This window comes from Nostoc sp. (genome assembly GCF_036917775.1).
Lineage (GTDB): Bacteria > Cyanobacteriota > Cyanobacteriia > Cyanobacteriales > Nostocaceae > Nostoc.
The window spans coordinates 34,560-47,670 of sequence record NZ_JBALEQ010000027.1 but is presented as its reverse complement, the minus strand read 5'-3'; the positions used below and the strand labels follow the sequence as shown (position 1 = coordinate 47,670).

The 13,111-nt window shown below is 43.2% G+C and carries 12 protein-coding genes; 6 read left to right on the top strand and 6 right to left on the bottom strand.

What is annotated here, in order from left to right; all coding sequences use genetic code 11:
* Nucleotides 1–50: 50 nt before the first annotated feature.
* The 5 genes from V7K69_RS04950 to V7K69_RS04930 all read right to left on the bottom strand — a co-directional run bounded on the left by V7K69_RS04950 (nt 51) and on the right by V7K69_RS04930 (nt 6,086).
* A complete protein-coding gene (locus V7K69_RS04950; protein WP_335031977.1) occupies nt 51–941 on the bottom strand; it encodes a prepilin peptidase in 891 nt (296 codons plus the stop codon).
* A gap of 181 nt (nt 942–1,122) precedes the next feature.
* Entirely contained in the window at nt 1,123–1,383 is a 261-nt protein-coding gene (locus tag V7K69_RS04945) for a hypothetical protein (RefSeq protein WP_012409327.1), read from the bottom strand.
* 90 nt (nt 1,384–1,473) lie between these two features.
* Nucleotides 1,474–2,562: a 3-isopropylmalate dehydrogenase gene (gene leuB, locus V7K69_RS04940; protein WP_335031974.1), complete on the bottom strand. Its 1,089-nt coding sequence runs from the start codon at nt 2,560–2,562 to the stop codon at nt 1,474–1,476.
* 141 nt (nt 2,563–2,703) lie between these two features.
* Nucleotides 2,704–5,454, bottom strand: coding sequence for a cation-translocating P-type ATPase (locus tag V7K69_RS04935; protein ID WP_335031972.1), 2,751 nt, complete (start codon nt 5,452–5,454; stop codon nt 2,704–2,706).
* An 89-nt stretch (nt 5,455–5,543) separates the two neighbouring features.
* Entirely contained in the window at nt 5,544–6,086 is a 543-nt protein-coding gene (locus tag V7K69_RS04930; protein ID WP_335031970.1) for a hypothetical protein, read from the bottom strand.
* Between the two features lie 290 nt (nt 6,087–6,376).
* Here V7K69_RS04930 and V7K69_RS04925 point away from each other — a divergent pair, with 290 nt between their 5' ends.
* Together V7K69_RS04925 and V7K69_RS04920 are read left to right on the top strand one after the other, a co-directional pair.
* On the top strand, nt 6,377–6,802 hold the full coding sequence (locus V7K69_RS04925) for a universal stress protein (RefSeq protein WP_335031968.1): 426 nt from the start codon (nt 6,377–6,379) through the stop codon (nt 6,800–6,802).
* Nucleotides 6,803–7,466: 664 nt separating this feature from the next.
* The gene (locus tag V7K69_RS04920) at nt 7,467–7,961 is read left to right on the top strand and encodes an SRPBCC domain-containing protein (RefSeq protein WP_335031966.1); all 495 of its coding nucleotides are present in this window, start codon (nt 7,467–7,469) and stop codon (nt 7,959–7,961) included.
* A gap of 15 nt (nt 7,962–7,976) precedes the next feature.
* On the opposite strand, the gene V7K69_RS04915 is transcribed toward V7K69_RS04920, so the two are convergent.
* Nucleotides 7,977–8,363 (bottom strand): hypothetical protein, encoded by a 387-nt coding sequence (locus V7K69_RS04915; protein WP_335031964.1) that lies wholly within the window; start codon nt 8,361–8,363, stop codon nt 7,977–7,979.
* A gap of 140 nt (nt 8,364–8,503) precedes the next feature.
* Between V7K69_RS04915 and rppA the strand changes: the two genes are divergently transcribed.
* From rppA to V7K69_RS04895, 4 genes are all read left to right on the top strand, one after another.
* Nucleotides 8,504–9,193, top strand: coding sequence for a two-component system response regulator RppA (gene rppA, locus V7K69_RS04910; protein ID WP_335031962.1), 690 nt, complete (start codon nt 8,504–8,506; stop codon nt 9,191–9,193).
* A gap of 272 nt (nt 9,194–9,465) precedes the next feature.
* Nucleotides 9,466–10,746 carry a sensor histidine kinase gene (locus V7K69_RS04905; RefSeq protein WP_335031960.1) on the top strand — a complete coding sequence of 427 codons (1,281 nt, stop codon included), beginning with the start codon at nt 9,466–9,468 and terminating at the stop codon, nt 10,744–10,746.
* 341 nt (nt 10,747–11,087) lie between these two features.
* Nucleotides 11,088–11,942 carry a mechanosensitive ion channel family protein gene (locus V7K69_RS04900; protein ID WP_335031958.1) on the top strand — a complete coding sequence of 285 codons (855 nt, stop codon included), beginning with the start codon at nt 11,088–11,090 and terminating at the stop codon, nt 11,940–11,942.
* A 205-nt stretch (nt 11,943–12,147) separates the two neighbouring features.
* Nucleotides 12,148–13,098 (top strand): ABC transporter ATP-binding protein, encoded by a 951-nt coding sequence (locus V7K69_RS04895; RefSeq protein WP_335031956.1) that lies wholly within the window; start codon nt 12,148–12,150, stop codon nt 13,096–13,098.
* Nucleotides 13,099–13,111 lie beyond the last annotated feature (13 nt).

Below are 13,111 nucleotides of genomic sequence, written 5' to 3'. Positions count from 1 at the left end.
ATATGGGTTACTCCCCTTATCCCCTTTCTCTTCATACTCGCAACTGCAATTCAAGACGCTGGAAAAAATAACCGCAGATAGGTAGACAAAATTGCTTCGCCGCTAAACAGGGTAATCAGAGATCCTAAAGCGAGAAAAGGGCCAAAAGGCATTTTTTGTCCTAACCTGTGTGTCGATGTCTCTTCATTAGTGGCTTCTTTACTAGACGCTGTGCGTAGCTTGCTTCGATCTAGGAGTATCCGTTTACGCATAATAATACCACTGCCAATTAAGGCTCCCAGCGCACAGGCAATAAAACTAGCTAAGAGCAAATATTTCCAGCCTAACCAGGCTCCCATCATGGCTGCTAACTTGGCATCACCTGCGCCCATTGCAGTTTTCCCAAAGGCAATTGAACCCAATAGGGCGATCGCATCAAATAGCCATAACCCCAAGACTGCACCAACTATGGCCATCATAAGGTGATTTACCAATGCGACAGAACTTCCTTCTGGTAGATAACCGACCACCATTTGGAATAAAATTCCTGCCACTAAACCCGACTGAGTAAGTGGATTAGGTAAGGTCATTGTATCCAGGTCAATCAGCGATAGTGCCAATAACCAACTACAAAAAGCCCAATAGCCCATTGTGAGAATCGAGACTTGAAATACTAAAAAAACCGCTAAAAAAATTATGCCCGTCACCCCTTCTACCACAGGATAACGGACAGAAATTTTGCTTTTGCAATATCGACACCGCCCTTTTAATGAAATCCAGCCAAATACTGGTACATTGTCGTAAGCTTTTAGCTGGTTTAAGCATTTAGGACAACGAGAAGGCGGCCAAAGAATTGACAACCCAGCAGGTAGCCGATAAACAATAACGTTGAGAAAACTGCCAATAGATGCACCCAAAGCAAAGACCATTACACTCGCTGAAATAGCGAACAAAATGTCCATACAGTCATTAGTCCTTTGTCATTTGTCCTGTGTCATTTGTGCTTTGTCATTTGTGCTTTGTCAATAACTAATGCTTCTCTGCGAGACGCTAAGAACGGCTTCGCGGTAGTTGAGCGCAGTCGAAACTCAGTACAAGTGACTAATGACCAATGACTAATGACTAATGACTAATGACCAATGACTAATAGATGTGTGATTCAATTTGACTTAAGGGTACAAAACACTCTTGAGGTAAAAGAACTGGTTGGTTAGTAAAAATAACCTTACCTCGATGATTAACACGATTAATTGCTACACCGGAAGGTTGCCCAGCGATTTCGGGATGAACTTCACAGTGAGTATAGTATATCTGCCCAGCAGCTCTGATTACAGCAGGATCAATCAAAGGCGATTGGTTCTTTGGGGCGGTGAAATTTACTGGATTCTGTCGTAATGCGTACACTATCGACTGTTATTTGATTGCTAGATTTCCCTTTAGTCTACCCGAAACTTATAGCAAAGGTTGCCAAATTGCCCAAGTTGCTCTGCAAAATTATTTTTGTTCAAGAGCCTTGATGAGTGAGTCTCCCATAGCACGGCAACCCAGGAGGTTTTTTCCTGGAGAAATTATATCCCCGGTGCGATCGCCTTGTTCTAAAACTTGCAATACGGCTTGTTCTATGTGATCTGCCGCTTTTGGTTGATCTAAGGCGTAGCGTAGCATCATCGCCGCACTCAAAACCTGTGCTAGAGGATTGGCTTTATCCTGTCCAGCAATATCTGGGGCGGAACCATGAACTGGTTCAAACACACCAGGCCCAGAAGCGCCCAAACTGGCTGAGGGTAACATCCCAATACTACCGGTAAGCATGGCAGCAGCATCAGAGAGAATATCGCCAAACAAATTGCCTGTGACTATAGTATCGAACTGTTTCGGAGCGCGTACCAACTGCATAGCAGCATTATCTACATATAAATGAGAGAGTTCGATATCTGGGTACTCCTCAGAAAGTTGGGTGATGCGATCGCGCCACAACTGAGATACTTCTAATACGTTGGCTTTATCCACCGAACAAAGTTTTCCACCGCGTTTTTTTGCCGCTTCAAACGCCACCCGCCCAATACGTTCAATTTCCGATTCAGTGTAAACCATTGTATTTACACCGCGTTTCTCACCGGTTTCTGTAGCAAAAATCCCTTTAGGTTTACCGAAATAAATCCCACCAGTGAGTTCGCGCACAACCATAATATCCACGCCTTCCACAACTTCGCGTTTCAAAGTCGAGGCATCAATTAGCTGGGGCAAAATTTTCGCTGGGCGCAAATTGGCAAATAATCCCAAACCTGCGCGTAGCCCTAACAAACCTGCTTCTGGGCGTAAATTGGATGGCAAAGAATCCCACTTATAACCACCAATGGCTGCGAGTAATACAGCATCACTGTTACGACAAGTTTCTAGAGTGGCAGATGGTAGAGGTTCGCCAGTAGCATCAATTGCTGCACCACCGATAAGTGCTTCTTGGAATTCAAACTTCAGATCAAATTGCTTCCCTACGACTTTCAGCACATCTACCGCCACTGCCATAATTTCAGGGCCAATGCCATCGCCGGGGAGTAGAGTAATGCGGTAGTTCTGGGTCATAGCTGGTTATTACTAGGTAAATGCTTGCAGATTAAATATCATACCCAGCAAAATGTACCGATGGAGTTTTTAATTTATTTGGGTGTAGCTCTAACGTAATCATCTGGCATTGGATGAAACTACCAAAAAAGTCCTATATCCCTAGTTGAGCGGATCGAAACGCTGCAAGATGAGAGCTATAAATACCACTGGCAAACCTACACCCATACAAATGAGAGCTTGAATAAATGTTAAAGGTGTGGTGTCAAACACTTGATTCATCATGCTCCACTGACTGAACAGACATTGTAAAATCACCACAACCACAATTCCGATCGCAGGTGCATAGGCTACGGGTGTGCGTTTACTTTGGATTCTCACAGCTAGAGATGGTAAAAACTGGCTAATGCTTAACAGGTAAAAGACTTCTGCTGCCACCAGCCCATTAATTGCCATCGTTCGCGCCAATGGCTCATTACCTGTAGTTTGCAGTATCCATTGAAACATCCCAAAAATTACCAGCCAATTGAAGACGGAAATTGCGATGATGCGCTGGAGCAATCCACCCGATAAAAGTCTTTCTCTGGGGTTGCGCGGTGGTTGTTGCATCACCTGTCCAGATTTTGGCTCAAAGGCAAGGGGAGCAATCAACGCTACGGAACTGACCATGTTGAGCCAGAGAATTTGGATTGGTAAAATGGGAAGCACAGTTGCCAAAAGAATGGCAATCAAAATGGTCATAGATTCGCCAACGTTAATCGGCAGCAAAAAGGCGATCGCTTTTCGTAAGTTGCGATAAACCCCGCGCCCTTCCTCCACAGCAGCTTCTATTGAGGCAAAGTTATCGTCAGTTAGAAGCATATCCGCCGATTCTTTGGCAACCTCTGCCCCGGCTATACCCATTGCTACACCAATATCTGCTTGCTTGAGAGCGGGAGCATCATTAACACCATCTCCAGTCATGGCAACAATTTCACCCTGAGACTGCAACGCTTTCACCAAATGCAACTTTTGTTCTGGGGCAACTCGCGCAAATACCATACCTTGTTCAGCCGCTTGGGCGAATTCTTTTTCATCCATCTGAGCTAATTGCCGTCCGGTGAAAACTTGTGCTTCAGTCGAGCAAATTCCCATTTGACGGGCGATCGCAGCTGCTGTTAGTGCATGGTCGCCTGTAATCATTTTTACCTGAATTCCAGCAGATTGACAGGCTTTCACTGCGGCGATCGCTTCCTCACGGGGCGGATCGATTATGCCTTGAAGTCCCAGAAACACCAGTCCTTGATCGATATCATTGCGATCAAAGGATCGCTTAGTGGCAACTTCTTTGCTGGCAAAAGCTAGCACTCGTAACCCTTGGTTTGCCATGCCAGCAACTTCCTCTTCCACTGCGGCAGGATTGAGCGCAACCTGTTGTCCTTGAGCATCGAACATATGATCGCATCGTTGGAGAATTGCCTCTACAGAACCTTTGAGATAAATGACATTGAGCGATCGCTTTGCATCTAATTCATGCAAAGTCGCCATGTATTGGAATTGGGACTCAAAGGGAATGGTGTCTATTCTAGGTAATTCTTGCTCTAGATTGGCTTGCGTCAATCCCACTTTATTGGCAGCCGTAATCAATGCTCCCTCGGTTGGGGTTCCTACTAAGTCCCATTGTCCATCTCCCCATTCGATATGAGAATCATTGCAGAGCAATCCTGCTTCCAGGGATTCCCAAAGAGCAAGATGTCCATCTGCATTGAAATTAACAGGTTGTTGATTGATCAGGATTTCACCATCTGGAGCATAACCAATACCGCTAACGGTGTAATGTTGTCCACCCGCATAAATCTTTTGAACCGTCATCTGATTCTCAGTTAACGTCCCAGTTTTGTCAGAACAAATAACAGTGGTACTTCCCAAGGTTTCCACAGCAGGTAGCTTGCGAATAATCGCCTTACGTCGTGCCATTCGGGAAACTCCGATCGCCAAAGTGACGGTAACAATCGCAGGTAATCCTTCGGGAATCGCGCTGACTACCAGAGCCACACTCGCTTTGAAAACATCAATCCAAGATTCGCCTTGTCCTAATCCGATTGCAAATGTCAGGGCAGCCAAACCTAAAATGACATACAACAAGCTTTTGCTAAATTTGTCAATATTTCGCGTCAGTGGTGTTTTCAGATTTGTGCTGCTTTCAATTAACTGCGAAATGCGACCGGTTTCTGTGGCATCTGCGATCGCTACTACAATCCCTTCTGCCTGTCCAAAACTGACGAAACTTCCGGCATAAACCATATTGCTCCGTTCGGCTAAAGGTGTTTCGATAGGCACTGATGCCGTTTCTTTCTCCACCGGAACGGATTCGCCTGTTAAGGCAGACTCATCAACTTGCAACCCATGCACACTTAATAGCCGCAGATCGGCGGGTACTTTATCCCCAGATGCCAGCAATACCAAATCACCCAAAACAAGTTCAGTCGAAGCTAGACGGGTTTTTTGACCATCACGAATCAAAGTTGCTTCGGTAGTGACAGCTTTGGATAAAGCTGCGATCGCACCTTCTGCTTTCGATTCTTGAATGTAGCCAATAATGACATTAATTAGGGTGACACCAAAAATTACTCCCGCATCTAGCCAATCTCGCAGCAGCAGCGTCACCACTCCCGCCGTCAGCAAAATATATAGTAGTGGTTGATTAAATTGCTCTAAAAATCGTAGCCAAAAACTTTTTCCACTTTTAGCAGTCAGTTGATTTGCACCCATCTGCTGGTGTCGTTTGGTAGCTTCTTCATGGGTCAAACCTGCTTCGGGATGGCTGGCTAAGGTTTGTACAACCTTTTGTTCGCTCAGAGTATGCCATTCATAGTTGAGTAAATCTTCTGTTGTCTGGGCAAAAGTATTTGTAGCGATCGTATCTGCTGTCATTTTCGTCTCCAAAAAATAATTAGTAATTAACAGATTTAATCTAGATTTATCTGTTTGAATCTGTATCTTTTTTTTTGAAATTGGTGTTATTACGAGAATCTTTTGCTAAGTTCATAAATCTGCCATTCCTGCACACCCCAGTCACGGAGAATCGATTCTGCTTGCCAGATTTCATCTGTTGTTCCCTCTACCTTCACCAAAAATTTTTCTTGACAGGTGCTTGGCTCACAGAGTCTAGCTTGCCTTTCGGGAGCAAACCAACCTTGAAATGCACCATAAACACTGCCAAAAATTGCACTCGCTCCACCCGCCAGCAGTGTACCCACCACAGATTCAACCGCTAATGCCGGGCCAAAACCGGGAATAATTAATACGCCAAGTCCAGCTGTTAGTGCCAGTAAGCCTCCGGTTGTTCCTCCTGTAATTGCACCTGCTTTAGCACCTTCGATAGGAGTGATGAGATGTTTATCCGTTTTAGTATCCTCGTGCAACTTTTCGTCTTCAGAGTCTAAAGTGAACACAGAAATTTTCTGCATGGGAAAGTCAATCGCTCTGAGTTCATCAAGCACCTGTGTTACTGCCTGACGGGTAGAAATGACACCGATTGCATTTTTAACTGGACTGAAATTCATCACAACATCTCCTATAAAAATCAGTAAGTTTAAAACGAAGCTTTATTAATTTCCAAATAGGAAAAAACTATAGTTTTCTAGTGTGAGTTGGAACCGTATTAGTTTAAATATTCGTTTGAAACCTCAGTTAGATTAGTTTCGTTTATCCGCTTTTTTCTAGGATTGCTGATGAATGTGAATGAAAAGTGAATAAATCGTTTATCCTACTTAATTTCACTTTTAAATCACATTTGTTCCTCAAGCTAAAAGACAACAAATGTGAATGAAATAATTGATTATTGGAGTTGGATATGAGCTTTAAGAAGATTTTGGTGGCGGTTGATGACTCACCTGCGGCTGCAACAGTGTTTGCAAAAGCGCTGGAGTTAGCCCAAAAAGATGCTGCTCAGTTAATGATTGGTCACAGCATTGAGCTAGCAAATTCTAGTCAACTCACTGTAAATTTAGTAGACCTGGAAATAGAAACACAACAGGCACAAAGTTTACTCCAGTTGTACTATCAGAAAGCGAAAATACTAGGCATTATGGCAGAATCCAGTTATCAAACAGGAGATCCTGGGACTAACATCTGTGATTTAGCCCGGAGTTGGGGAGCAGATTTGATTGTGCTTGGTCGTAGAGGACTTAAAGGATTTGCCGAACTTTTAGCAGAAAGTGTGAGCAATCACGTAGTTCATCACGCTCCATGTTCCGTCCTGGTTGTTCAAGGTCAGTAGTTTTTTCAGAACCATACGTGTCAACTTAACGTGAAACCCTTGTAATGAAGTGATATTCAGTTCTCTGCCTTCCTATCACCATTCGCATTACCCCACCCTAACCTTCCCCTTGTCAAGGCTACGGTGTACACACAAGTCTGAAGTTGTTCAAGAATCTGGGTTTTACCCCACCTTAACCACTGCTTGAATTCAATGAACAATACCTCCAATTCAATAAACGGCCACCCGAATTCAATAAACAACTACCCGAATTCAATAAATGACCACCCGAATTCAATAAACAACCACCCAAATTCAATAAACGACCACCCGAATTCAATAAATGACCACCTGAAATCAATAAATGACTACCTGAAATCAATAAATGACCACCTGAATTCAATATATTTATTGCATAAATTCTCAAAACCTTACCTGAAACCTGATTTACTAAGGTTTTAGCTTTAGTTTTACCCCACCCTAACCATCAGTGCGATTAAGTAGGTAATGTTTGGGATTTAAGAAGAAATTCGACTTGTGTGTACACGGTAGCTGCTTCCCCTACTTTATCTACTTACTTTCACCCGTAATGTTTGGTTTAGTCGATTACTAGGACTAAAATACATGGGGTTATTTTTAGCAGGAATAACCGTTTTAATTTTGGTTTTCCTATCAACTCATACTCATGAAAATCTACACTGAAATTGAAATTCAGGCATCCGATGAACAAATCTGGAACCTACTCACTGATTTTGCCAGTTTTCCACATTGGAATCTGTTTATTCGTCAAATTAGTGGTTCGCTGAGTGAAGGGGCACAGCTAACCGTTCACTTTCAGCCTCCAGGTAGAGATATCGTGACCTTTCGACCTACGGTGATTACGGTAGAACCTAATCGCAAACTGCGCTGGTTATGGCACTTTTTCATACCAGGGTTATTTGACGTTGAACATAGCTTTATCATTGAACCGTTAGCAAGCGATGTCTACGACGGGCTACGCCTACGCGTTCGCTTCATTCAGCAAGAATCTTTCCAGGGTTTACTAGTACCTCTGTTGGCTCGTCGATTAAATATCGACGTTCGCCAAGGGTTTGAAGCCATGAACCAAGCATTGAAAACCAAGGCAGAACGCATTGAACTAGGGACTGGGGATTGGGGACTAGGGATTGGGGACTCTTAAGATTTCGGATCAATATTAGTCCACAACCTCATAGCGCACTAACTTTCTAACATCCTGACGGGGTAGACCTAATTCTTGGGCAATTGTCGCTTCTATTTGGCTGAATTCTATTGTTGGAAGTTCTAATTCCAACCGCTTCAGGATGGGGTCTGCTGTTTCCACTTCTACTTGAGTAATTCTCTTGGTTCGGTTGACGGCAGCGTTAATGAGCAAGACATTGACTGCTACCCGTGCTTCAAGCTGAGTATCTGACTGAAGTTTTTTCTCGGTGGAGTAGGGTTGGCTTAACTCTTGAGCAGCTAGGAAATTACAGCCAAGCCAAAACACAACCGCTACTAGTGGTAAAGGCAACCAAAACTCTAATCCCAGCCCTTGCAGCCAACGTTTACTAATACGCCACACACTACACCTGCTTCTGATTTTGCTAGGTCACACTTCATGTATATCCTAATGGGGTAGACAATCCTCTGAAATCTTACTGATGAAAGACGTTGAGATTGCTTTAATGGATTATTCTAAACAAGCACAAGTGTATAAAGGTGATGAAAATCTTACTGGTAGAGGATGATCCAAAGCAATTAATGCCGCTGCAAATGGTTCTCTCTCAGGCGGGACACAGCGTCGATGGTGTCAAGGATGGTGAAACTGCTCAATGGCTTTTGGCTGAAAAAGAATATGACCTACTAATTTTGGATTGGATGTTACCTCGAATTAGTGGAGTGAGTTTGTGTCAACAGTATCGGGCGGCGGGAAAAACCGCTCCCGTATTAATGATTACCGCAAAAGATACCACACCCGATAAAGTCATAGGATTAGATGCTGGAGCTGATGATTACCTGGTAAAACCAATTGATATCGTAGAGTTCATGGCACGGGTGCGGGCATTGAGGAGGCGATCGCCCCTCTGGCAAGGAGACACCCTCTGCTTGGCAGACCTCGAACTTCATCTCGATAGACTAATTTTGGAGCGACAAGGAGCGATCGTATCCCTTTCTAGCCAAGAATTTCAGTTGCTAGAGTACTTCATGCGTCATCCTAAACAAGTCCTGACTCGCAACCAGATTGAGCAAGCTGTATGGGAGTGGGGTAATGAGCCAGAAAGCAATTCAATCACCGTTCTAGTTCGTAAACTTCGCCAACGTTTGCAAACATTAGCAGCAGCCGATTGGATTGAAACTGTTTACGGTATGGGCTATCGCCTCAACCCTCCAGAACGAATGGCACTAAGATAAGCGCAGACCCGTGATTTAACTGGCTTTTGAGTGTGGGGAGTGTGGGGAGTGTGGGGAGCCAGATTTCTTCCTCATCCTCCCACACCTCCCTCAGACAAAGGTTTCAGGTTTTCTTAGTGCCATTCCCTCCAGAACCATCTTGAAGCTTGATAATGGCTAAGACAAAGACTAGATAGTAGTGTAGTTCAATTACTTAAAAACTCTTGTAATTACGTTAGCGTAGCGGTAGCGAGTCTGCGAGCGTCATTACGAATTACGAATTAGCATAAGTTGTGTTTAACCGCAGTCGTCGTAATTTAGCTCGTTGGTTTACCCTTTCAATGGGGTGCATTCTGATTCTCTTTGCTGGAGTCATTTACAATCTTGAGGTAAAAGACAAGCTCAAAGCATTAGATCAACTTCTTTATAAAAGAGCAGAGCTAATGGCAGCCAGTTCGCAATATCGGCTTTTTCAAGGACAAAAACAAGTCGATCTGAGCAATATACCGCTATTGGGTAGTGGTTCTCACCCTGCTGATATTGAACTGGTGTATGTTCGCTGGTATGACCCCAATGGCAAAATCAATCGGTTTTTTGGTACTCCACCTCCAGAAAAGTTGGGAATAGCATCTGAGTTTCTTACGATTAAATCCGTTGACCAGTTTACAGGTGAGACGCTTTGGCTTCGTCAAGTCACCCTACCTGTTCAAGGAGGAAATTCGGTCATTGGTTATCTGCAAGTTGCTATCCCTCTGACAGAAACTCAAAACGATCTCAGAGAATTTCAGTTAATGTTGACCCTGGCTGTACCTATAGCACTGGGGTTAATTGGACTTACAGGTTGGGTACTTGGCGGCATAGCTATGCAACCCGTTCAGCAAGCTTATAACCAACTCCAACGCTTTACATCAGATGCTTCTCATGAGTTGCGATCGCCCCTTTCTGCGATTTTGACCAATGCCCAAGTTGGGTTACTAATGGCAGCAGACCATCCCCAAATCCATCCCTCAGTGGAGAACATCATCGATAGCGCCAAGTCGATGAGTACCTTGGTTAATAACCTACTGCTGTTGGCTCGGCATCAAGGAAAATTAACTCCCGAATCTCTCAAAAAGGTTAATCTTAATAGCTTGCTAGAGAATTTAGTTATTTATTACAATACTCAAGCTGCAAAAACGTCGCTCAAGTTGATCAGCCATTTACCAGAACAACCTATTGAGTTGTGGGCTGACCCCGATTTGCTGCGGTTAGCTGTGGAAAACTTGCTCAACAACGCCTGTAATTACACTCCATCTGGTGGAACTGTCTGGTTACGGTTAGAACCTCACCCAGATCGGGCAGTAATTCAGGTTATTGATACTGGAATTGGAATTCCAGAGGCAGATGTACCTTACATTTTCGATCGCTTTTACCGAGTTGATACAGAACGTGCCAGAGAAAGCGGCGGATTTGGGTTGGGATTGGCGATCGCTCAACAAATTGTTCAGGCTCACGGCGGTAACATTCATGTGATGAGCAATGAGGGTAAAGGCTCTACTTTCCAGATAAAGTTACCGCTTATGAGCCATTCCTAAATTGACTAAAGAACTTGTCTCTGCGGGTATGGCACGATTTATGCAGAAATTTGAGAGAGAGAGCAAAGATTGATACACCAGGCAGGGATTAAATCTTGGAAAATCCCAGTATCAATGACATCTTTGCTTGAATTGAGGAGTGAAAAAACAGCAATAAGCCAAAAAGTAGATAATCCCACAAGAAAACATTTATATTTGCCCAAAACTGTTCAGACATCTTCCGAAAACAGTTTGCTATCTGCTGCATATTACAGCAAAAATTAAAAAAAAAGTATTGATATATCTTTTTGATTTAATTTCTTGTATGTTGATTGTGTTTAACAATTTACAGACAAAAAATTATGGATTTCAAACAAATTAGCCTAGTTGCTAGTCAACTTTTAACTCTGTTTGGACTGAAAATTTTAGGTGCGATCGCTCTGTGGCTGATTGCTCAACGCTTGATTGATTTTGCATTGAAGCTAGCGCGACGTGCTTTCCGAAGCCAAAACGTTGATCCAACACTGATTAACTATCTTCTGAATATTATTGGTGTTACCTTAAGAATTGTTCTAGTTGTAGCAATTCTTGGCTTCTTTGGGGTTGAAACAACTTCCTTTGCGGCATTACTAGCAGGAGCCGGCATTGCAATTGGTGCAGCATGGGGGGGATTATTGGCCAACTTTGCCGCCGGAGCATTTTTAATCGTTTTTCGACCATTCAAAGTTGGTGATTTCATCACCACAGCAGGTGTCACAGGCACTGTTACAGAGCTTGGGCTGTTCACAACTAGTATTAATACACCTGATAACGTATTGACGATTGTTGCCAATAATAAAATCTTTGCTGACAATATCCAGAATTATTCTGCCAATCCTTACCGCCGGGTTGATCTAGTAGCTCAACTCCATCATGATGTGAAACATAATGAAGCGATCGCACTTTTAAAAGCGAAAATTAGCCAAATTCCTAATGTCCTCCAAAATCCAGCGCCGGATGTAGAAATTCAGGATTTCAACTTTGCAGGGCCTGTACTAGCAGTACGTCCTTATTGCAATAATGATCATTACTGGCAAGTTTACTTCGACACTAATAAAGCTATCCGTGAAACCTTTAGTGAAGCTGGATATCCAGTTCCCGAATACCGTTATGCAGTTAGCGGTTCATCTGGTAATGGAATTAATAACGTCATTCCACCACTATCTGAAATAACTTGATAGTAGAGCAAAAAGTCAAGCTTTGATTTGCAAAGTTTCTTAAATAGCAGAATAAGAATTAATAAGTAGTTAAGGCATAAACCTTACCTACTTTTTTATGTAGCCAATTTTCTGAAAGTCAGTTTCAATTTCTGAAACAAGGCTGACAGAAGTTGTAGAAAGAGGTTACGTTAAGTGTTAATCACAAGCCGCACCCCCAGCAGCGATGGTAAAAGAATTAGCAATTTGCACCCGTGGACTAACTAAGCAATTTGACAGGCACGTTGCTGTTAATGATGTGGATTTAGAAATCCAGGCGGGGGAAGTATATGGACTGATTGGGCCCAATGGCGCGGGTAAAACAACTCTCATCCGAATGTTGGCAACTGCTGAAGAACCAACTACGGGTGAGATTTATATTAATGGCGATCGCCTACTCCGTGACAAGAGTAATCCCAAACTGAAGCGTCGTCTAGGCTACTTACCCGATGACTACCCGTTATATGAAGATTTGACAGTCTGGGATTACCTAGATTATTTTGCGCGTCTCTATCGTTTACGAGAACCACGCCGCACTCAACGCTTGCATGAAGTTTTAGAACTCATCCAACTTGGAAATAAACGTAACAGTCAGATTTCTACTCTCTCGCGGGGGATGAAACAGCGCTTAAGTTTAGCGCGAACCATTATCCACGAACCGATTTTACTACTACTAGATGAGCCTGTTTCTGGGCTTGACCCCATCGCCAGGATGCACTTCCGCGAAATCATTAAAGCTTTGCAAGAAGCTGGGATGACTGTAATCATTTCTTCCCACGTTCTCAGTGATTTAGCAGAACTGTGTACTTCTGTGGGAATTATGGAACTTGGCTTCTTGGTAGAAAGTACTTCCCTACAGCAACTTTATCAACGTCTTTCGCACCAGCAAATTGTGATATCGACTCTGGGGAACCTGGAGACACTTTTAAGGGAATTGAAACATCATCATTTAGTAGAAGAGTGGGAGGTTATATCAGAAAAAAATAGCGTGCGGGTGAATTTTTCGGGTAAAGAAGAAGATAGTGCTGAGTTGTTGCGATCGCTCATCAAAGCAGATATTCCTCTGACTGATTTTCACTGTACACAAGAAGACTTAGAAACTATTTTCTTAAAATTAGGTCACAAACAAGCATCTTAATTTGCCAACAAAT